The 19,575-nt window shown below is 66.3% G+C and carries 20 protein-coding genes; 12 read left to right on the top strand and 8 right to left on the bottom strand.

The features are described from left to right. Positions 1–370: 370 nt before the first annotated feature. The 4 genes from ACIHA7_RS07500 to ACIHA7_RS07515 are packed head-to-tail and all read left to right on the top strand — an operon-like array spanning position 371 to position 4,306. Positions 371–1,387: a FecCD family ABC transporter permease gene (locus ACIHA7_RS07500; RefSeq protein ID WP_397286699.1), complete on the top strand. Its 1,017-nt coding sequence runs from the start codon at positions 371–373 to the stop codon at positions 1,385–1,387. Next, positions 1,384–2,421, top strand: coding sequence for a FecCD family ABC transporter permease (locus ACIHA7_RS07505; RefSeq protein WP_397286701.1), 1,038 nt, complete (start codon positions 1,384–1,386; stop codon positions 2,419–2,421). The genes ACIHA7_RS07500 and ACIHA7_RS07505 overlap by 4 nt, the downstream gene beginning before the upstream one ends. A 10-nt stretch (positions 2,422–2,431) precedes the next feature. Continuing rightward, positions 2,432–3,271, top strand: coding sequence for an ABC transporter ATP-binding protein (locus ACIHA7_RS07510; RefSeq protein ID WP_397286703.1), 840 nt, complete (start codon positions 2,432–2,434; stop codon positions 3,269–3,271). A 15-nt stretch (positions 3,272–3,286) separates the two neighbouring features. Next, a complete protein-coding gene (locus ACIHA7_RS07515; RefSeq protein WP_397286705.1) occupies positions 3,287–4,306 on the top strand; it encodes an ABC transporter substrate-binding protein in 1,020 nt (339 codons plus the stop codon). Positions 4,307–4,372: 66 nt separating this feature from the next. Here ACIHA7_RS07515 and ACIHA7_RS07520 read toward each other — a convergent pair whose 3' ends face one another. From ACIHA7_RS07520 to ACIHA7_RS07530, 3 genes are all read right to left on the bottom strand, one after another. Continuing rightward, positions 4,373–5,881 carry a flavin-containing monooxygenase gene (locus ACIHA7_RS07520; protein WP_397286707.1) on the bottom strand — a complete coding sequence of 503 codons (1,509 nt, stop codon included), beginning with the start codon at positions 5,879–5,881 and terminating at the stop codon, positions 4,373–4,375. A gap of 546 nt (positions 5,882–6,427) precedes the next feature. After that, a complete protein-coding gene (locus ACIHA7_RS07525; protein WP_397286709.1) occupies positions 6,428–6,988 on the bottom strand; it encodes a hypothetical protein in 561 nt (186 codons plus the stop codon). Continuing rightward, positions 6,952–7,266 (bottom strand): hypothetical protein, encoded by a 315-nt coding sequence (locus ACIHA7_RS07530; protein WP_397286711.1) that lies wholly within the window; start codon positions 7,264–7,266, stop codon positions 6,952–6,954. The genes ACIHA7_RS07525 and ACIHA7_RS07530 overlap by 37 nt, the downstream gene beginning before the upstream one ends. Between ACIHA7_RS07530 and ACIHA7_RS07535 the strand changes: the two genes are divergently transcribed. Then, positions 7,265–7,435, top strand: a complete 171-nt coding sequence (locus ACIHA7_RS07535; protein ID WP_397286713.1) for a hypothetical protein — start codon at positions 7,265–7,267, stop codon at positions 7,433–7,435. The two genes, ACIHA7_RS07530 and ACIHA7_RS07535, sit on opposite strands and share 2 nt — an antisense overlap. A 1,194-nt stretch (positions 7,436–8,629) precedes the next feature. Here ACIHA7_RS07535 and ACIHA7_RS07540 read toward each other — a convergent pair. Beyond that, complete coding sequence (locus ACIHA7_RS07540) at positions 8,630–9,277, bottom strand: MspA family porin (protein WP_397286715.1); 648 nt, start codon at positions 9,275–9,277, stop codon at positions 8,630–8,632. Positions 9,278–9,550: 273 nt separating this feature from the next. On the opposite strand from ACIHA7_RS07540, the gene ACIHA7_RS07545 reads away from it, so the two are divergent. After that, positions 9,551–10,468 carry a D-alanyl-D-alanine carboxypeptidase family protein gene (locus tag ACIHA7_RS07545; RefSeq protein ID WP_397286717.1) on the top strand — a complete coding sequence of 306 codons (918 nt, stop codon included), beginning with the start codon at positions 9,551–9,553 and terminating at the stop codon, positions 10,466–10,468. Between the two features lie 362 nt (positions 10,469–10,830). Here the strand turns inward: ACIHA7_RS07545 and ACIHA7_RS07550 are convergent, their stop codons facing one another. Beyond that, positions 10,831–11,598: a winged helix-turn-helix transcriptional regulator gene (locus ACIHA7_RS07550; RefSeq protein WP_397286719.1), complete on the bottom strand. Its 768-nt coding sequence runs from the start codon at positions 11,596–11,598 to the stop codon at positions 10,831–10,833. 186 nt (positions 11,599–11,784) lie between these two features. On the opposite strand from ACIHA7_RS07550, the gene ACIHA7_RS07555 reads away from it, so the two are divergent. The 3 genes from ACIHA7_RS07555 to ACIHA7_RS07565 all read left to right on the top strand — a co-directional run bounded on the left by ACIHA7_RS07555 (position 11,785) and on the right by ACIHA7_RS07565 (position 13,975). Continuing rightward, positions 11,785–12,591, top strand: a complete 807-nt coding sequence (locus ACIHA7_RS07555; protein ID WP_397288677.1) for an alpha/beta fold hydrolase — start codon at positions 11,785–11,787, stop codon at positions 12,589–12,591. A 490-nt stretch (positions 12,592–13,081) separates the two neighbouring features. Next, positions 13,082–13,381, top strand: a complete 300-nt coding sequence (locus tag ACIHA7_RS07560; RefSeq protein WP_397286721.1) for a DUF3099 domain-containing protein — start codon at positions 13,082–13,084, stop codon at positions 13,379–13,381. Positions 13,382–13,510: 129 nt separating this feature from the next. Then, positions 13,511–13,975: an ATP-binding protein gene (locus ACIHA7_RS07565; protein ID WP_397286723.1), complete on the top strand. Its 465-nt coding sequence runs from the start codon at positions 13,511–13,513 to the stop codon at positions 13,973–13,975. 65 nt (positions 13,976–14,040) lie between these two features. Here the strand turns inward: ACIHA7_RS07565 and ACIHA7_RS07570 are convergent, their stop codons facing one another. From ACIHA7_RS07570 to ACIHA7_RS07580, 3 genes are all read right to left on the bottom strand, one after another. Beyond that, positions 14,041–14,433, bottom strand: coding sequence for a DUF3618 domain-containing protein (locus tag ACIHA7_RS07570; protein ID WP_397286725.1), 393 nt, complete (start codon positions 14,431–14,433; stop codon positions 14,041–14,043). A 70-nt stretch (positions 14,434–14,503) separates the two neighbouring features. Further along, complete coding sequence (locus tag ACIHA7_RS07575; protein ID WP_397286727.1) at positions 14,504–14,929, bottom strand: hypothetical protein; 426 nt, start codon at positions 14,927–14,929, stop codon at positions 14,504–14,506. Beyond that, positions 14,926–15,738, bottom strand: coding sequence for a hypothetical protein (locus tag ACIHA7_RS07580; protein ID WP_397286729.1), 813 nt, complete (start codon positions 15,736–15,738; stop codon positions 14,926–14,928). The genes ACIHA7_RS07575 and ACIHA7_RS07580 overlap by 4 nt, the downstream gene beginning before the upstream one ends. A 166-nt stretch (positions 15,739–15,904) precedes the next feature. Here ACIHA7_RS07580 and xylA point away from each other — a divergent pair, with 166 nt between their 5' ends. Genes xylA through ACIHA7_RS07595 form a run of 3 tightly spaced genes read left to right on the top strand, consistent with a single transcriptional unit; the run spans position 15,905 to position 19,530 of the window. After that, positions 15,905–17,086, top strand: coding sequence for a xylose isomerase (gene xylA, locus ACIHA7_RS07585; protein WP_397286731.1), 1,182 nt, complete (start codon positions 15,905–15,907; stop codon positions 17,084–17,086). 43 nt (positions 17,087–17,129) lie between these two features. Next, positions 17,130–18,308 carry an ROK family protein gene (locus ACIHA7_RS07590; protein WP_397286733.1) on the top strand — a complete coding sequence of 393 codons (1,179 nt, stop codon included), beginning with the start codon at positions 17,130–17,132 and terminating at the stop codon, positions 18,306–18,308. A gap of 55 nt (positions 18,309–18,363) precedes the next feature. After that, the gene (locus ACIHA7_RS07595) at positions 18,364–19,530 is read left to right on the top strand and encodes a hypothetical protein (RefSeq protein WP_397286735.1); all 1,167 of its coding nucleotides are present in this window, start codon (positions 18,364–18,366) and stop codon (positions 19,528–19,530) included. Positions 19,531–19,575 lie beyond the last annotated feature (45 nt).

The following is a 19,575-nucleotide window of genomic DNA, read 5'->3' on the forward strand; positions in this document are numbered from 1 at the left end:
CTGATCGTCACGCTCTGCCTTGGGCGGCCCGGTTTCGGGCATGACCTGGCATAGCTCGGGTCGTTCCGGCAACCGGCCGGTCGATATGTCGTATGGACAGTGCTTCTCGGAGCGACGGATGGTTCGCATGTTAGATCCTGGAGAAGAGTAAACCGATCTTTCCGCTACCTCGGAATCGACGCCACCACTCCGCCTGCCCAGCAACGGGTTCCGGTTCGCTGCCGCGAACACGAGGTTGGTCGGCGCGTAACCTGCACCAACCACCTCGATCACCGCGCCGATGAGTGTTGCCAGCCGGTGGCTCACCGGACCCACCGGTCAATTAGGGTAGGCAAACCGTATTGATCGAAATCGAAGGTGACCGACACAGATGGACCGCGCCCCCACCAGGACGCTCCCGCTCGCAATGGGGCTGGTGCTGCTACTGGCAGTACTCGCGTTCGCGGTGGTGCTGAGCATCAGCGTCGGTTCGCGCGCATTGACCTTCCCGACCGTGCTGGACGCGTTGCTCCACTACAACCCGGTCGATGTCGATCACGCCGTCGTGCGCGATCTGCGGCTGCCGCGCACCGCGGTCGGCGTGCTGGTCGGCATCGCGCTGGGGCTGGCCGGATCGATCATCCAGGGAGCGACCCGGAATCCGCTCGCCGATCCGGGCCTGCTCGGCGTCAACGCGGGCGCGGCCCTGTCCGTCGTGCTCGGGATCAGTGTGCTCGGTGTGACCTCGGTGACCGGTTACGTGTGGTTCGGCTTCGCTGGCGCCGCGGCCGCGGGCGCGGTCGTGTACCTCGTCAGTTCGCTCGGCCGCGACGGTGCCACGCCGATGAAGCTCGCGCTCGCCGGCGCCGCCGTCACCGCCGCATTGCAGTCGGTGACCAGCGGGTTGCTGCTCACCGACACCACCACCTTCGATCAATACCGCTTCTGGCAGGTGGGGTCGCTCGCCGAGCGCGACCTGCCGACCGTTGGGCAGGCAGCGCCGTTCCTCACGGTCGGCATCCTGCTCGCTATGATGTCGGCGCGAATGTTGAACGCGCTGGCGCTCGGCACGGACGTGGCTCGCGCGCTCGGCCAGAATGTGCCGGTCGCCCGCGGAGTCGCCGCGCTCGCGGTGGTCGTGCTGTGCGGCGCGGCGACGGCCATCGCCGGACCCATCGCCTTCGTCGGCCTGATGGTCCCGCACGCCGCCAGGTTGATCACCGGCCCCGATCACCGTTGGCTGCTGCCGTATGCCGCGGTGATCGCCGCGATCCTGCTGCTGGTCGCGGATGTGGTCGGCCGCGTCATCGCGCGACCGGCCGAGGTGCAGGTCGGTGTGGTGACCGCCGTCCTCGGCGGGCCGCTGCTCGTCATCTTGGTGCGCCGCCGGAAGCTGGTGAAGGCGTGACCATCGATACGGCCTCGCTGGCCGCCGTCGTCCACGCGCGGCGCAGCGGCACCACTCGCGCTCGGCTGGTAGTGCTCGCATTGTTGTTGGTGCTGGTGGTGGTTTTCGCGCTGTCGCTCACCGTCGGCTCGTATTCGGTTCCGCTGAGCGATATTCCGGGCATCGTGCTCGGTGCTGGCGGCGGGCAGGACGCGTTCGTGGTCAGGCAGTTGCGGTTGCCGCGCGCGGTTGCCGCCACATTGGTCGGTATCGCATTCGGTATCGGCGGCACGCTGTTTCAGCGCTTGCTACGGAATCCGCTGGCCAGTCCGGATGTGATCGGAATTTCCCAGGGGGCGAGCGCGGCGGCCGTCGCCGGTCTGATCGTGTTCGGGCTGTCCGGCCCGGCGTTGTCGCTGGTCGCTTTCGTCGGTGCTGTCGTCACCGGCGCGGTGATCTACGGGCTCGCCCGGCGCGGCGGGGTGAACGGTTTTCGCCTCGTGTTGATCGGCGTCGGTGTCGGCGCGGTGCTGACCAGCATCGTGTCGTACCTCATGACCTGGGCCGATGTCGCGCTGGCCCAGCAGGCGCTGGTCTGGATGATCGGCAACCTCAATGGCCGCAGCTGGCCCGCGGTCATGCCGCTGGCCGTCGCTCTCGCGGTGCTGGCGCCGGCCGCCGCATTGCTCGCCCCCGCGCTCAACGGTTTGCAGCTCGGTGACGACGTCGCGGCCGGCCTCGGCCTGCGGGTGGAGCGCTCGCGGCTGCTATTGCTGCTGATCGCCACCGCCAGTGTGGCTTTCGCGACCGCAGTAGCCGGTCCGATCGCGTTCGTCGCGTTCGTCGCGAACCCGATCGCCACCCGGCTGACCGGTGGCGGTCGCACCGCCTTGGTGCCGGCCGCGCTCACCGGCGCGCTGGTCACGTTGCTCGCCGATTTCGTGGCACAGCATCTGCTCGGCAACCCACTGCCGGTCGGGGTGGTCACCGGCGCTGTCGGCGCGCCGTATCTGCTGTGGCTGCTCGCCGCGGCCAACCGGGCCGGACGAATCTGAAGGGCCGGGCGTGTCTGAAAGGGATGCCGTGACACCAACTCTGCACACCGAGAACCTGCGGCTGGGCTATGGACCGGTGACGATCGTGCCCGACCTCACCGTGCGGATTCCCGAGGGCCTGGTGACGATGATCGTCGGCACCAACGCGTGCGGCAAATCGACATTGCTGCGCGGCCTGGCGCGGTTGCTCGCACCCAGCCACGGCGCGGTCTACTTGGGCGGCGCGCCGATCTCCTCGCTGCGCAGCAAGGACGTCGCGCGGGAGTTGGGGCTGCTGCCCCAATCCCCGGTCGCGCCCGAGGGGATCACGGTGGCGGATCTGGTCGGGCGCGGTCGCTATCCGCATCAGGGCATGTTCCGTCGCTGGTCACCCGAGGACGACGCGGCGGTCGCGCGGGCACTGCAAGTCACCGACACCGTCGAGCTGGCGTCGCGCTCGGTCGACGAACTGTCCGGCGGCCAACGACAGCGAGTGTGGATCGCCATGGCACTGGCCCAGCGCACGCCGATCATGCTGCTGGACGAGCCGACCACCTTCCTCGATATCTCCCATCAGGTGGAGGTGCTCGACCTGCTCGCGGATCTCAATACCAACGACGGCACCACCGTGGTGATCGTGATGCACGACCTCAACCTGGCCGCTCGCTACGGCGATCACCTCATCGCCATGAAAGGCGGCGAGATCGCCTGTGCGGGAGCGCCGTCGGACATACTCACCGCGGAGTTGGTCGAGGACGTCTTCGGCATTCCGGCACAGATCATCCCGGACCCCGTGTCCGGCACCCCGATGGTCGTTCCCATCGGACGACATCGCTCCGGCCGGGCCGCCGTGCCCGTCACCCAGTCCTAGGAAAGGAATCACACAATGGTCCGATGGACACAAGCGGTGGTCGCCGTTGCCGCCGCCGCACTGCTCGCCGCCTGCGGCACCGATCCCGCCACCACCCCGGCAACCGCGGGCGACACCGGTCACGGTGACAAGAACGTCGCCACCGGCGGGGCACTGTTCGCCACCGCCGATACCGAGACCGCCAAACTCAAAGCCGACGTCGGCCCCGGCGTGTTTCCGCGCACGGTAACCCAGGCCATGGGGCAGACTCGCATCGAGAAAAAGCCGACGCGGGTAATCGTTCTCGACTCCGGCGAGTTGGACGACGTCCTCGCACTCGGTGTGACGCCGGTCGGCATGGCCACCACCGCCGGACAACAAGGGGTGCCCTCGTACCTGGCCGACCGGGTGCAGAACATCCCGACGGTCGGCCCGACCAACACCCTCGACCTCGAGAAGATCGCGGCATTGAAACCGGATCTGATCCTGGGCAGCAAGTTACGCGTCAACGACCTGTATCCCCAGTTGTCGGCCATCGCCCCGACCGTGTTCTCCATCCGGCCGGGCTTCCCGTGGAAAGAGAACTTCCTGTTGGTCGGCGCCGCACTCGGGGCGGAGGAACAGGCCACCGCACTGCTCAACGAATATCAAACCAAGGCCAATCAGGTGAAGGCCAAATTGACAGGCGCACCGTCGATTTCGCTCGTGCGTTTCATGAGCGGCAACATCCGGCTGTACGGCAAGAAGTCCTTCATCGGCGTCATCCTGGCCGATGTCGGCCTGCCGCGACCGGCGAATCAGAACGTCGACGAGCTGGCGGTGGAGATCTCGAAGGAGAACATCGACCAGGCCGCGGGCGACTGGATCTTCTACTCGAGTTACGGCTCGGCTGTCTCGCCGGACCAGAAGACCGTGACCGAGGGGCCGATCTGGCGGAACATGAGCGCGGTCAAGGCGGGGCACGCCATCGCGGTCGATGACGAAGTGTGGTTCCTCGGACTCGGTCCGATCGGTGCGATGCGAGTGCTCGACGATCTCAGCAAGTTCCTGGCCTGAGCGAACTGTACGATTACGCCGAAACCTCTTTGTAAAGAAGGGGTTTCGGCTCTTCTCGTTCGTGGCTCAGCAAGCAGCGCGCGGCGGCGATGACACCGCGGCTTCGGCCGTGCCGATGTCGCGCCGCCTAATCGAGGCACGGAAACACGACTCGGGGCCATAGCTGGTCAGCATGCGCCGATAGGTACGGGCAGACGCCGGCCACGGGTTGGTGACGCGACCACTGCTATGCCGATACCAGCTGGACGCGGGCGGCCATACCGTCGTGGCGATCGCCTGCTCCAACCATTGCTGGTAGTTCTCCATTGCCGACTCGGTGACCTCGATTGCGGCGGCGCCGACCCGGTCACGCCAGCGCAGGCACTCCACTATGTACTGCATCTGGAGCTCTTTCATCGCGGGATTACTGCCCGCGCTGTTGAAACTGTTCGGCCCGGCGAGCAGAAACAGATTCGGGAAGCCCGGGACCGCGATGCCCAGGAAAGCGCTCGCACCCTCGGCCCACTGTGCTGCCAGCTCGACCCCGTGCCGCCCGCGCACCCGCACCGGCACCAGGAATTCCGGCGCCTTGAAGCCCGTGGCATAAACGACAGCATCGGCCCTGTGCTGCGCACCGTCGGCGGTTTCGAGTCCTGCCTTCGTCATCTTGGAGATCGGTGCGGTGACGAGCTCGACATTCGGATAGGCCAGTGCGGCGTAGTACTCGCTGTCGAGGACGATGCGTTTGCCGCCGATCGGATAGTCCGGTGTCAGGGCCGCGCGCAGGGCCGGGTCCGAGATGGCGCGACGCAGATACCAGCGCGCGAACCATTCGACAGGTCGCGCCGACCAGCCACGCCACATCACCGGGGCGAGCACGGTATCGGCGCCGTAATGCAGTGCTTGCCGATACAAGTGGTGCCCGCCGGGTAGCGCCAGCAGTGCCCGGGCGAGACGTCCGAAATTCTTCGACGGTTTCGGAAGCACCCAATGCGCGGTTCGTTGAAAAACACGCACTTGGGCAGCGGTCTCGGCCAGGGTGGGCAGAATCTGGGCCGCACTCGATCCGGTGCCGATCACCGCGACCTCCAGACCGCGCAGGTCATGTCGGTGCTCCCAGCACGCGGTGTGGAACGCCGGGCCGGTGAAGTCGGCTGCGCCGGGAAACTCGGGCAGCTGCGGGCGATGAAGTTGCCCGACCGCGAAGATCACCACATCGGCCCGCAAGCACAGCCCAGCCGCGGTGATCACCTCCCAGCAGCCCTGAGCCTCCAGGTATGTGGCTTCGCTGACCGGGCAACCCATCCGAAGATGTGGGAGCAAACCCTCATCGGCGGCGACCCTGCTCAGGTAATTCAGAATCTGTTCTTGCCCCGGATAGCGAATGCTCCGGTCGCGGTAGGGAGCGAAGGAGAACGAATATAGATGAGACGGGACATCACAATTGCAGCCCGGGTATATATTGTCCCGCCAGACGCCGCCGACCTCGTTCTCCTTCTCCAGGATCAAGAAATCATCGATACCGGCTCGTTTGAGCGTAACTCCCATCCCGATGCCGCCGAACCCTGCCCCCACCACAATCGCCGTGTAATGCACCGCAGCACCACGCCTTTCATCGGGGACGCGCGAGCAACGCGCATCCACAGCTCCGGGAAACAATCAAGGTTTTGGCGGGCGGAGACGTTCGCCCACCGCGGATTATCGAGATGTGTAGCAGGGCCTATCGCTTGCATTCGGCGCGTGCGCCCTGTGCTATCGATAGTTTCTTACCACACCGTCGTTGGGAAACCGCTCCACCTCGCGCGGATGGGCCGTGCGTTAATTGACACTCTCAATGGGAATGTCAGCCACCCGTACCGCCGATATCGAGAAGCTGACACGGCTTTTACCACCGATGTGCCCGGCCCGAGCCCATGATTTTCCGCCGCGGCGCTCGTCGGCCGCGTTGGCATGAAGTTGACAGCCCATCTCGACCGGTGTCCTTGCCGGCTTGGGCGCGCGCGACCGCGAGCAGGTAGCCATCGCGGGTCGCGGCGTTGGATTGCTCCTCCGGTTGGATCGGCCACACCTGCCACAGCCGCACACCACAGCGGTAGCGAACGGTGCACCGCATCGGAGATGGCTCTGGATGTGCGGGCTACTTCACATCCCTACCCCTCGTGTCGGTTCGTCGCGGGGATAACGGACGCGAACGCTCAGCAACTGGAGTTGTCGGCGCCGGCGAAGATTTACTACCACGAGCACGGCCGCGATGGCGCTGAGCATGACCGCTCCGACGACCCGCAGAGCCAGGGCACCCGAGTAGAAACCGAGCGCCACCGCTGCCACCGCCGCCGCGCCGCCGCAGACGCCGGATCCAACGATCGCGATGCTGGTCTGCCGCAGTTCGCGCTCGATCATGGCATGCAGCCACTGAAGGTTGACGCCGGTCGGGCTCTGCCCACGCACGATGCGCTCGAATCCGATTCTGTTGTCCAGCGATCCGAACTCGCTGGTGCGCCGTTGGTCGTTGAGGTAAGCGCCGCCCCCGACACCAAGCCCGCCGCCGATTGCCCCGGCGACCGCGTACGGTGCACCGAGTGTCGCGATGAGGACATAGATCGCCGCGCCGCCGCACAGCGCGGTGAGCAGGAGGTAGATCGGCGCGGCGACCGTGGCCGCGCCGATTACAGCGCGGGAGGGGTGCAGTTGTCGAACTTCCATTGGCCCTCCTCGACGGTCCACCAGCGTGGTGTCTCGTTGGCTGGATCTTGCTCGTGACCTGCTTCGTATAGTTGGGCTTGTGCGCGGTGGACACCGCGACTGGGGTCCGCGGCGGTGACGACAAGGACTCGCAGGCTATCCGGCCCCGGGTGGGGTTTGTCGGCGAATTCGGTGGCGATAGCTCGAGCGTATTCGTCGTAGCCGATCGCCTTGCGGCACGCGTCGGATCGCATGTCGTAGGCGTCGCGGTAGCGCCCTTCGTAAATCGCTACCCGCATGGACTTGACCCGAAGCTGCAGGTCGTCGGCGGTGATGGCCGAGGTCGTGGTGGACGAACTCGTGCCCGAACCCGGCTCCGACGATGTGCCACATCCGGTCGACCCGATCAAGGCGGCTGCGACCACCGCGGCTATGGCGCACGCGCGCTGTCTTGTTGTCACCAGTTGACCTCCGTTGGGCCCGAAATCGCGTGATCGATGCTGTGCTCGCCGTGTCATGCCAAACACGCTCCGGTGCACGGCTTGTCCGGCCGCTGCGGCGGACTCGGCTGCGTCCGCGGCGGGTCGACTGGGATGGCGGTCGGCGCTGCTGTTGCGGTGGGAGGTACGGGTGGCGCGGTGGGAGGTACAGATGGCGCTGGTTGGGGCGGGTAGGGCGGTGCGGTGGGCGCGGCACCTCCGCCACCGTTTCCATCGCCACGACCGTTGCCGTTGTCGCCACCATTACCGTTCTGGCCAGTGGGTGTCGTGGACGGTCTGAGCTCACCGGGGGCCGGGAGTGCGGTGCCCTTGATGACGTGGTTGAGCTGGACACTGACCTCAGGTCCGAGGACGCCGTATTTCACCGTGATCGTGTAGTAGTCGTCGGCCTCAGGCGCCATCAACCGCATCACCCCAGCCATGACAGCACCGCAGACAAACGAAATATAAGGACCCACAACGGGAATGGCCGCGCACGCCACACCCGCAGCACCAGCCTCGAATGCCGTCGCAGCGCTGTAAAGCGCTTGCGACTGGGTTGGGGTCAGATCGTACTTCTGCACATGAAGCGGCGGGAGGTCGAGCATGCACGAGATCGGATTCAACAGACATACCCCGTCGGACACCGGCTGGACAGCGCTGGGGCCGGAATCCGGTCGACGTCCCACGCTGGTGGTCGGCAACGGAATCGCCGCAGATCCGGGAGCGGCTGCCGGTGGCGGCGCTGCTGGCCGTGATTGCGGTATCTGCTGCCCGGGTACCGGGACGATCGGTGTGCCGTCACCGGAACCGACCGGAGGTGGTGTGAGCGCACCCGCGCGCGGCCCCCCGCCGGTGCCCGGCTGGTTCGGGGTCCAGCTCGGCAGCGGTGGTTGGGCGGGTGGCGTCGGAGGTTCGGAGGGTTCGGGGACGTCGACACATGGCCAGCCTGGATGCATCTGCTGCCACTGCTCACACGGAATATAAGGCCCCGCCGACGCAGGCGGGGCAGCAGGATCGATGGTCGCGAGCACGGCCAAACCCACCAGCACCGACCCTGTCGTCGCCAGGGCCGTTCCGGTGCGCCGCCATGTTCTCCAGCGTCCCCGGCGGCTCATGGCCGCCTGGCATATCGAACGGCTGCGTTCCCCGATGCGGTTGGCGGGCACAGTCTTTGCGCTGCTCATAGATACACCGGGTCGCCGTAGACGGTGACGGTGTTATCCGCAGCCGGAGTGGAGATCCGCGCAGTGGCGTAGGAGCGCAGACTTACCGGGCCCATACAGGCGTCGATTTTGATCTGGACTTGTTCGGCAGTGATCGATGCGCGTGGGCCGGCCAGGGGTTTGGTGCCGAAGTCGATGGTGGCGATGGATCCGGGTTTGAGGGTGGTGGAGATGTTCGGTGACACCGACGCGCTCGCGCCGAGGCTGACGCTGGGTGGCCAGCTGATGTTGAGCGAGGCGTTCGGGCCGACCGAGAACCCCATGCCGAGGGTCAAACCCGTGGACACATCGACTTGGCAGCCGATCTGATATCCCAACGCGAGCGATCCGGCCGAGACCGGCGCAGTTCCCGCTCCGGTGATTTCGGCGATCGCTTTGAGGCTGACAAAACCCTCGCGAGTGAACATGGTCGAGGCCAGATTCGGATATCGATCCAAATTTTCCTCGGTCTTGGTGACCGCGAGCGTCCACCCGTCATCGGTGATCGTTTCCCGATGCTTGTCGGCCACCGGATCCGCACCCGCAACACCCGCGGCCCACACCCCGGCCAGCAGCACGGTACTGCTCGCCGCGACACACGCTACGGTTCGCGCAGTCCTCTCCATCAGTCCCTCCCCTTCCCACCTCTTGTCAGCAAATTTGTAGCTATCTTGCATTGCGGTCATTTCCAGTGGTGCGGATTGTGAGCACTGCCACTTTTTCGGGCCGGTACGGCCGCGACCCCTACGACGGCTGGTGGTTGTGAAAAGACTCTGGCCCTGACGGATTCGATGGCCCGAGAGTCGTCGACGGGCTCGGGGCCCAGGTGCGCGGGAATCGCGGACGATTCATCGAGGAAATCCCGCTGTTTTACGAGGTGGGGCGGCAGAATGACGATCATGCGGACATTTGCCCGATTGTTGCAGTGTGTGTTCGCCGGGATGCTACTGCTGACGGTCGGGCAGGGCGTCGCGGCCGCTCCCGCGCAGAGCCAGGTGTCCTGGCCGCCGTTGCCGTGGACGAGTGCGGAGCCGGCTGGCGTGCAGGCGCCTGCGGCAGCGCTGGCGGAGGGAATCGCCGGTACGGTGCTGTGGTCCCGGCAGCCGAATACCGTTGTCCCGATCGCCAGCATCACCAAGGTGATGACGGCACTGGTCGTGGTCAACGCCGGTGACCTCGAACGGGCAATCACCGTGCCGCAGGAAAGCATCGCCTACTGCGTCAGGCACGACGGAAGCACCGCAGGTCTCGCCCCCGGTGAGGTGCTCACCGCGCGCCAGCTGCTCTACGCGATGATGCTCCCCTCGGGCTGTGACGCCACCTATGCGCTGGCCGAAGCCTTCGGGCCGGGCCAGCACGGCTTCATCACCAAGATGAACGACACCGCGCGTCACATGGGCCTGGCGGGAACACATTTCACCGACCCCAGTGGGCTTCCCGTCCCGACCGACCACTCCAATTCCTCCACACCGGCGGACTTGGTGACCCTTGGCCTGCGCGCGATGAGCCAACCGGTGTTCCGCGACATCGTCGGGACGCACAGCTATCACCTACCGGCAGGCCCGGGCAATCGCGAGCACCACTGGCAGACGACTAACCTGCTGCTTGGCGACTATCCGGGGACGGTCGGCATCAAAACCGGATTCACCGACGCTGCGGGAACGTGCCTGTTGTTCCAGACGGTTCGGGCCGGCATACCGTTGATCGGTGTGGTCTTGCACAGCTCGGCCTACGGAGCCGTCGCCGCGCGCGACGACGCCGAGCGCATGCTGGACTGGGTCTACGGGCCGATTTTCAGTGCGTTGCCTATCGGCTAGTGGAGACTGCGACGTCAGTATCTGTCGCCGGTCCGAGTGCCGTTCGTTCGCTGCTCTCGATCAGTCGCCGGACGGCGCTGTCGGTTGCTTCCGGCCCTCGGATCTCACTAGATGCTGTGCGCCGATGGCTGGGTGCACCCGCTAAGACTTGGTCTCAGAACTGCTCGGCTGGTTCTTATGGGGATGGGCTACTGCAACAAGTCGATCATGCTCGGTCGTGGACCAGCGTCTGGCGTTGAGCTGCGGGTCGCTATCCCAGTGGTGCGTTGTCGTCTCGGTGATGAGTTCCGCGAGCCCGCGGAGTCTGAACTGTCGGCCGGCGTAACCTCGCCACCCAGTGTCCGGGGTCCGCGGACTGCCGCTCACCCTCGACGACTTCCTGCGCTGACGGCGGGATCCGGGAGTTCGGCGTTCGGTGACCCGAGGCCCGGCGACACGGGATCCGGCGGTGCGGGGTCCTGTGGCGCCGGATACCGCACGGCTGCGGGAAAGCAGCGCAGCAGTGCGGCGAGCCGCTCGGTATCGCCCGCCACCTCGGTGTCTGCCCGCTCGACGGCGTCGTGCAGCGCCGCGCCGGCGAACACCAGATCGCGCAATGTCGCCGCCTCCGGCACGGTCAGCCACGCGTCGGGTTCGGCGTGCTCACCGCGGTCCAACTCGAGGCGCCCGCCCGCAACGGTGATGCGGAACCGATCGCCCGCGACGTCCAGCTGGCAGCGCAGCGACAGCTCACCCGCCAGTGCCGGATCAAAGGTGGCGCGCAGGGCGAACAGGAGCGCGTCGACGCTCAGTTCCGCCGTGCCGTCCTCGGGCAGCGGTGCGCGGCTGCCCCAGTGGGCGAGCGCGCGGAGCACGGGCTCCAGTTCCTGCCCGCGCTCGGTGAGTTCATACACGGCGGCGGGCGCAGGCGGTCCCAGGCGCCTTCGCCGCACCAGGCCGTCGGCTTCGAGCTCGCGCAACCGCTGCGCGAGGACGTTCTGGCTCATCTGCGGCAGCCCGCGGTGCAGGTCGGAGTAGCGCTTCGGGCCGAAGACCAGCTCCCGCACGACGAGCAACGCCCACCGCTCGCCGACCGCGTTCAGCGCTCGCGCGATGCCGCAGGGGTCGTCGAACAACCGCTTCTTGCTCATGCACTCGATTATACTTGCACAACAGGTGTGAACACTCCTAAAGTAGGAGTATGAACCGTGACCTCAGCCGACGGCACCGTCATCGGCTACACACGGCCCGGCGGCGGGGCCCCCGGGTGGTCGTTGGTCGACATGCTCCGACGGTGACGACCACGCATCGAGAAATGGAGAGACGCAGTGAACGAGATGACACTTCGTGTGACGTCCGCCGACGGTACGAGGATCGCCTACGACCGGAAAGGCACTGGCCCGGCGGTGATCCTCGTCGGCGGCACCCTAGACGACGGCGCTGAGAACGCGCCGCTGGCCCGGCTCCTTGCCAACCATTTCACGGTCTACAATTACGCACGACGCGGCCGGAGCGCCAGCGGCAATACACCGCCGTACGCCTTGGCGCGCGAGGTGGAAGACCTCGACGCGCTGATTGCGACAGCCGGCGGCTCAGCTCACGTGTACGGCGCCTCATCTGGCGGCGCCCTCGCGCTGGAGGCAGCAGCGGCAGGTTCGGCGATCGACAAGATCGCGGTGTGGGATGTGCCGTACGCGATCGGGGACGACCTGCGGCCGAGGTTCAACCAGTACCTCGCGGACACCCACGAGGCATACAAAGCCGGCCGGGACGAGGAGATGCTGGAACTGTTCGTGAGGCTTACCGGCGGACCCGACGCGGACATCGCGGCTGGCAAACAACACCCGTACTGGGCCTCGTCCGTCGCGCTTGCCCACACGCTCGTCAAAGACGCCGTGATCCTCAATGACTACGAGATCCCCACGAACCGACTTGCCCGCATCACTCAGTCGGTCCTGGTGACCACCGAGGGTCCGATCACCGAGCCCCAGATGGCGGGCCTCCCGACCGACTTCTTCGACCGCGCCGCGAAAGCGATAGCCGCTGCCACCCCCCAGACCGAACGACACACGCTCGACGGGCAGGGACACGTCGTCGCCCCCGAACTCATGGCCCGTGTACTGAAGACGTTCTTCAACCAGTAACCCGTCGACTGATCAGGTCGCGACCGTGGGTCGCTTCGGAACGCAGGCCCATCGGCCACGTCAGCATCGGTCGGTGAGCGGCGACCCTGAGTTCCGGAGTCTCGCCGCGTGTTGGCGCGAACGCGATCTGCAGCCTGCGATCCCTTCCCCATGACGGGGGCTCCGATGACGCGGATCTTGCCGCGGGCTCGTCAACTGGGCAGCCAGCGCACGGACTCACCCCGGGAAGTCGTCGATTCTCAGTGACCGGGATCAGTGGCTCTACCAGTTCCCAGAGCCGATCATCGATCAGGCTTTCCTGCCGTCTCGTCACCACATACCCGACGATCCCGCTCAGAGCCGATCCGTCCGGGATCGACACACCATCAGTTCTGAGACCATGTCTAAGTACAGCGGCGCAACGCCTCGTCGATAACGCGAGGGTGTGCCGCGCCACGGGCGATCGATGTCAATCCTGCTTCGCCCCAAAAGAATCGGGTACGCCCCGTGTGTGCACACCACGGAAACAGTGCGGCTGAACGTATTCGGCAGGACAGCCAAGGTACACAGACGAGTACTCAGGCGGGGCTTGATAACCGACGCGAAGCCGCCGTACGCGGAGCAGCACCGGCTGCGCGACCGAAAAGACATAATTTTGCTGTCATTTCGGATATCGGCGCTGATCGCGGCGTCGATCGTGTACGGCGTGACAGGCGTGTCCTGGATCGCCGCGGTGATTCTCACTGCGTCGGTGCCGCTGCCATGGCTAGCAGTGCTGATCGCAAATAAGCGGCCGCCCAAGCATGCGTAACTCGGTGCGTCATCGTGCCGTAGGAAACCGCTGCGGTGGACCGCTAGCACCGCCGGAGACATGTTTCCTGGCTGGATTCAGGGGTAGCCAGACGTTATCTTTGGTCGACGGCGAGCGGAGGAAGCCGGAATGAGGAAGCCCGCGAGGCCGATCCCGAGCGGTGATGAGCAGGGCTTGGAGTTCGACTTAGAAGTCACGCCGGACCGGCGGATTCGGGATGCGGTACGGACGCTGCTCGCACCCGATGTCAGTGTCGTTGTCGAGGATGCGGTCCTGGTCACCGATGAGATGGTCGGCAACGCTCGCGAGCACGCACGCCCGCCCCGGCGGTGCCGCCTCACGGTGTCGGCGGGCTCGGGTCGGCTGCGGATCGAGGTGGACGACGGCGGGCCGGGGGACCCCCACGTGCGCGACCCCGACCTGGCCGGCGGGCGCGGGATGATTCTGGTCGACCGTCTGGCCATTGCCTGGGGAGTCGTGCACCATCGGCATGCCAAGACGGTGTGGGCCGAGCTGCCGCTCGATCGTCCCAGGCTTCCACCGATGGCCCCGTTGCCATCGCCCGATCCACCGGACCGTGGGCCCGGTCTCTAGATGTCGTCTCGGCAGGTCCGGGTCACGCGTCGAGGGGTGCTGGTCGCGCTGAGAGTCCATTTACCTCATCCGCTCTGGCGGCCGCGCAGGATCAGCCACCCGGCCAAGGCCGCGACAACTACCGCGACTGCCGCGGCAAGTGGCACCCGCCTACTGTTTGCCACAGCTGCGAGCTGCACTGCCCTTTCTTGAGCGACGCCGGTTACTCCGGTCGCTTTCGCTCGGGCGGTTTCGGCGGTTTCCTTCAGTCGGCCTTCGACCCTTCCGCGAACATCGAGCTTGCCGGTCAGTTCCGCGATGGTCTGGCCCAATTCTTCGCGGGTCAGGTCGCGGTCGGCCCGTAGCAGTTCCGTCTCGGCTGACTCAGCGGACGGGTTTCTCTTATCGCTCATCGCTGTTGTCCGTTCTCGATCGCCTGGCTCGTACAAGACCGAAATGGCCCGCTTCGCGATTCCCAAACACAGCGCCTTCCTGCGGCCTCGGCCGGCACGGCGGTGGGGATTTATACGCGGTGTGGCCGCTGCGCGGTCAGCGCGGGTTCACCACGGCCCGCCAGCCACCGTCGTACTCGGCCGAGAATCGACGCGCCGGTGCCTGACTACCGGCGACGGCGAGCGCCGCAGCGGTCCGGACCGCGGTTTCCTCGATGTCGGTGAGGTAGAGCTGAACATGGGTGACGTGGACAACCAGGTTCGATACGTCGACTCCGATTCGAGCGAGCAGATCGAGCCCGTCCTCGGCCCCGCACAGCGCCGCATCGACGAGTTCTGCGTCGAACCGCGGCTGGATCGAGCTGGTATCGGCGGGATCGACGGCCCAAACAACCCGAGGTCGAACGGTTTTGGTGGTGACGCCCACCGCAACGGTGACCTGTCCGAAGTAGCCGATCCCGCCATGCTGGCGCCGCAGCCGGTAGTGCCCGCGCGTGCTCGGGAGCTCGATCGGCTCGGTCATGACTTCCAGTCGACGAATCGGCTTGGTAGATAATCGGATTCGACGGCTGGCGGGAGCTTCAGATCGTGTGCCAGCGCGGCGAGTGCCAGCAGCGGCCACGCGATGCGAGACCGCGGCGGGTTGCGCACCGCATCGGCGAGCTCCTGGCTGATGTCCTTCTTGGCGGCGAGGCGTTCGACGATCCGGATACGTTGCTGCCATGCCGAATCCGCCGGTGCCTCGGCAAGCCTGTCCAGCGCGGGCGGAAGCAATTGGGCGACAGCGGCTTTGACGTCCTTGTTGCGTGGCCAGCGGGCCCGCTGCAGCAGCGCCGACAGCGCGGCGGCGTACGCGTAGGGCACGCGCAGCTCCGCAGGGTCGGCCGACGTCCACAGGTTCGGGTGGTACATGACGTGGAACTGGCTGCGCAGATAGAAGTCACGTGGACCGTTGCGGCAGATCAGGGCCAGTTCGAATGCCTCGATCCACTCGTACACCGATGGTGTGCCGAGCTCTTCGTCGCGGCCCGTGGTTACCGACATGCGTAGCAGCGGTAGGTCGCAGCGTGCCGTGTCCGAGGTGTGCCGCAGCCGTGCGCCGAAGTATGAGCTGGTCGCGTTCGACAACGTCAGCACCGCAGGCCGCGCGTGCCGGTGGGTCAGTGCCGGGTCCTCGGTCGCCATCGCTTCGAGGTAGTTCCACAATGCCTCGATCACGGTCGGTAGCCCCGCCGCACCGACGCGATTCGCCGCTCCCGCAGCTCGATCCAGCTCGTCGTACCGCTCGGTCAGGGTGGCGCTGTCGGTTTGTGGTGCGGGCGTGGCACTCATGCGACCAACATACTGGGCGGAAGGTGCCTTGCCGACCCGACGATCGACGCCGACCCCCGAACTAGCTGTCGCACAGTCGATGACACCGATTCCAACGTCTGAAGGTGAGGCGGCGAGTACGCTCGAACATACTTAGTTCAATATCTGAATTAACTCTAGGATCGATATGGTTGCGCCAACTCCCGCCGACAAGTTCTCCTTCGGTTTGTGGACGGTTGGGTGGCGGGGCAGGGATCCGTTCGGGGACGCCACTCGGCCCGAACTGGACGCGGTCGAGGCGGTGCACCGACTCGCGGAGCTGGGCGCATACGGCCTCAGCCTGCACGATGACGATCTGATCCCGTTCGGCGCGTCCGCCACCGAACGAGACCTCCGCATCCAGCGCTTGCGGACCGCACTGGATGCGACCGGGCTCGTGGTGCCGATGGTGACCACCAATCTGTTCACCCACCCGGTATTCAAAGACGGCGGGTTCACCAGCAACGATCGGCAAGTGCGCCGGTTCGCAATGCGCAAAGTCCTGCGGAATGTCGAGTTGGCGGCCGAGCTGGGCGCGCGGACCTATGTGCTCCGGGGCGGCCGCGAAGGCGCGGAGTACGACAGCGCCAAGGATGTGCGCGCGGCATTGGACCGCTACCGCGAAAGTCTCGATGTAATCACCGGATTCGTGCGTGACCGCGGCTACGACCTCCGGTTCGCGATCGAGCCCAAGCCCAACGAGCCACGCGGCGACATCCTGTTGCCCACCGTGGGGCATGCGCTGGCGTTCATCACCACGCTCGCGCATTTGGAGCTGGTCGGCGTCAATCCCGAAGTGGGGCATGAGCAGATGGCCGGCTTGAACTTCGCGCACGGCGTCGCGCAAGCGCTGTGGCACGACAAGCTGTTCCACATAGACCTCAACGGCCAGCGCGGCATCAAATACGACCAGGACCTGGTCTTCGGGCACGGTGACCTGATGAACGCCTTCGCCCTGGTCGACCTCCTGGAGAACGGCGGCCAGGACGGCGCGCCCGCTTATGACGGGCCACGGCATTTCGACTACAAGCCGTCACGAACCGAAGACCTTGCCGGAGTGTGGGATTCGGCCGCCGCGAACATGCGGACCTATCTGCTTTTGCGTGAGCGTGCCCGCGCCTTCCGCGCGGACCCCGAGGTGCGCGCGGCCTTGGCGACCGCAGGCGTCGATGAGCTGCGCACCCCGACGCTGGCGGCGGGGGAGACCCACGCCGACCTGCTGGCCGAGGACGAGTCGGCGAAGTTCGACGCCGACCGCGCGGGGGAGCGGGGATACGGCTTCGTCCGGCTGAATCAGCTGGCGCTCGAACATCTTATCGGCGCGCGGTGAGCGCTGCGGGACGGTCGTGCCGGGCCACCCGGTTCGTCGCGCGATGACGCGGCTGTCCAGCCCCGCGCACCTGCGACAGGTGCGGACGGGGAACATGCACGCGGTGCTGGTCGCAATGCTGGACGGCCCGGCGTCCCGGGCCGAACTCGCCCAACGCACCGGCCTCACCAAGGCCACCGTCGCCAGCCTCGTGGAACCCCTGCTGGGGCAACGGATTCTCGCCGAAGGCGCAGTGGTGAACGCTGGCCGTGGCCGGCCGTCCCGGCCACTGCGCTTCGCCGCCACCGGCCCCGTCGCGATCGGCGCGGAGATCAACGTGCGGCACCTCGGCGTCACAGTGCAGCGGCTGGACGCCTCGACCGAATTCGAACGGCGCATCGAGGTGGACAACTGCCGCGCCACCGCGGCTGACATCGTGACCCGGCTCGCGGACCTGATTCGTACCGCGATCGCCGCGTGCGGCCGGGACCCACTCGGAATCGGGCTCGCCGTACCCGGCATCGTGCAGGACGGGGCCGTGGTGCATACACCGAACGTGCCCAGCCTCAACGGAATTCACCTAGGTGATCAGCTCGCGGCTGAGCTCGGGCGACCCGGGACCACCGTGGCCGTGGACAACGAAGCCAATCTCGCCGCCCTCGCCCACGTGTGGCCACACCGGTTGGCCGGCGACGACTTCGTCTATGTCTCGGGCGATGTCGGCATCGGCGCCGGAATAGTCATCGGCGGAGCCATGTTTCGCGGCCGAAGCGGTTTCGCCGGAGAACTGGGCCATGTCATCATCGAGCGCACCGGCCACCCCTGCCCCTGCGGCAGCCGCGGATGCGTGGAGCAATACGCCGGACTCGACGCCATTTTCCAGGCCGCAGGCAAGCGCGACCTCGCCGCGCTCCTACTCGCCCTTGACCACGGTGACCCCCGCGCCCTCGCCGCCGTCGAGACCGCGAGCGCGGCCCTAGGTGCGGCCCTGGCCGCGTTGATCAACATCTGCGACATCGAGACCGTAGTTCTCGGCGGCAGCTACGCAGCATTGTTCGACCACATAGCACCTGGCGTCCACACCGAACTGGACACCGGCGTACTCGCCGCCACCCGCCGCCCGATCCACCTCACCACCTCCGCGTTCGGCCGCGCCGCCGTCACCCGCGGCGCAGCCGCCCTCATCACCCGCCGCCACTGCCTCGAACCGAACCTCTTGCTGCCGCCTGGCCGCCGACAATAGGCGGCGAAGATAGCCTCCGCACCCATAAGCCGAGAAGATGAGGAACTCCTAGCGCATGGTCGAAGCCAGGGCCCGGCGAACGGCGAGTGTCTGTGCCGCCGCGTTGATCGGGATGACCGTCTCGTGCTCTGATCCTCCCGACTACCCCGGCGACGACCTGCGCAGGCTGCCCGCGGCGGCTTCCGGGGCCGTGGTGGTCGGCCCGTTGGCCATGGAATCGGTTGGGAAGCAAGACCGTTCGCTGCTGTTTGTCTTCGATGCGGACGGCAAGGTGCTCGGACGGGACCTCGGTGCGGCGGTCAGCAACAATCGTGTGCTCGCTGCAGGCGATCGGCTCGTCACCTCGTTCGCGGACTCGGTCGCGGCGGTCACCGAGGATAAGAGCGAACGGTTCGGCATCGATCGGGAATCGATAGTCCAATCGGCGGCGATACAGCCGGACGGCGGGGCATCGACGATCTGGTACAACACCGGAATCGTCGACGGCGAGTACGTCAACCGTTTCGCCTCGATCGGTGCCGACAATTCGGTGCGCACCGGGAAAGTAACAGGAATAGTCGGAACCTCCTCGTACTGTGGGAAATCCAACTTCGCGGTCGTCCGGCAATCCGTCGTCGGCGGCGGTGAGAATCCGACGAAGAACTGGCTATACGAACTGGGGCAGGACAACACACCTGTCGCTCGCGCTCAGTGGGACTACGACACGGAGTTCCGGCCGGTCACCTCGACGGCTCCGTGCACGGCGGACGGATCCGAGATCGTTGCGCTGTATGCCTCGGAACAGACCGTAACCGGCGGCGGCGCTACCAGACTCACGGTGGTGAAGTTCCGTACCGCCGACGGCACGCGCACGGAAACAGCGCTGACTATGCCCGGCTTCACGTGGGAGACGCATCGCAGCTCCCTGGCGGTGCTGAACGACAAGCTCTACTGGGTCACCAGGGACGGTGACGTGCTCTCCGTGCCGCTCGACGGGTCGAGCGCGGTGACGAAGGAGTGGACGTTGCACGGGACACAGGCCAAGGTCGCGCTGTCCGTACGCGGGCAGACGATTTCGACCATCAGCTACGGAGAGAAGGCCGAATTCTCGCGATACGACCTGGCATCCGGGCGCAGAACTCTCGGCCCGATCGCGCTGGCCTGGCTCGACGACATCCAAGGACACAAGACCGAGAGCGGTGGCAACATCTACTCCATTGCGGACATGACCGTTCTCGAATAGCACGGCACGACGGGTCGGCTGCGGCGATTCACCGTGTGAGCGACG

The organism is Nocardia sp. NPDC052316 (assembly GCF_044547795.1).
Classification (GTDB): Bacteria; Actinomycetota; Actinomycetes; order Mycobacteriales; family Mycobacteriaceae; genus Nocardia.

Coding starts and splice junctions, on each gene's coding strand:
- ACIHA7_RS07500 (WP_397286699.1), top strand. CDS start 371: ATGGACCGCGCCCCCACCAGGACGCTCCCGCTCGCAATGGGGCTGGTG.
- ACIHA7_RS07515 (WP_397286705.1), top strand. CDS start 3,287: ATGGTCCGATGGACACAAGCGGTGGTCGCCGTTGCCGCCGCCGCACTG.
- ACIHA7_RS07525 (WP_397286709.1), bottom strand. CDS start 6,988: ATGGAAGTTCGACAACTGCACCCCTCCCGCGCTGTAATCGGCGCGGCC.
- ACIHA7_RS07535 (WP_397286713.1), top strand. CDS start 7,265: ATGGACTTGACCCGAAGCTGCAGGTCGTCGGCGGTGATGGCCGAGGTC.
- ACIHA7_RS07530 (WP_397286711.1), bottom strand. CDS start 7,266: ATGCGGGTAGCGATTTACGAAGGGCGCTACCGCGACGCCTACGACATG.
- ACIHA7_RS07540 (WP_397286715.1), bottom strand. CDS start 9,277: ATGGAGAGGACTGCGCGAACCGTAGCGTGTGTCGCGGCGAGCAGTACC.
- ACIHA7_RS07545 (WP_397286717.1), top strand. CDS start 9,551: ATGCGGACATTTGCCCGATTGTTGCAGTGTGTGTTCGCCGGGATGCTA.
- ACIHA7_RS07550 (WP_397286719.1), bottom strand. CDS start 11,598: ATGAGCAAGAAGCGGTTGTTCGACGACCCCTGCGGCATCGCGCGAGCG.
- ACIHA7_RS07555 (WP_397288677.1), top strand. CDS start 11,785: ATGACACTTCGTGTGACGTCCGCCGACGGTACGAGGATCGCCTACGAC.
- ACIHA7_RS07565 (WP_397286723.1), top strand. CDS start 13,511: ATGAGGAAGCCCGCGAGGCCGATCCCGAGCGGTGATGAGCAGGGCTTG.
- ACIHA7_RS07575 (WP_397286727.1), bottom strand. CDS start 14,929: ATGACCGAGCCGATCGAGCTCCCGAGCACGCGCGGGCACTACCGGCTG.
- ACIHA7_RS07580 (WP_397286729.1), bottom strand. CDS start 15,738: ATGAGTGCCACGCCCGCACCACAAACCGACAGCGCCACCCTGACCGAG.
- xylA (WP_397286731.1), top strand. CDS start 15,905: ATGGTTGCGCCAACTCCCGCCGACAAGTTCTCCTTCGGTTTGTGGACG.
- ACIHA7_RS07590 (WP_397286733.1), top strand. CDS start 17,130: ATGACGCGGCTGTCCAGCCCCGCGCACCTGCGACAGGTGCGGACGGGG.
- ACIHA7_RS07595 (WP_397286735.1), top strand. CDS start 18,364: ATGGTCGAAGCCAGGGCCCGGCGAACGGCGAGTGTCTGTGCCGCCGCG.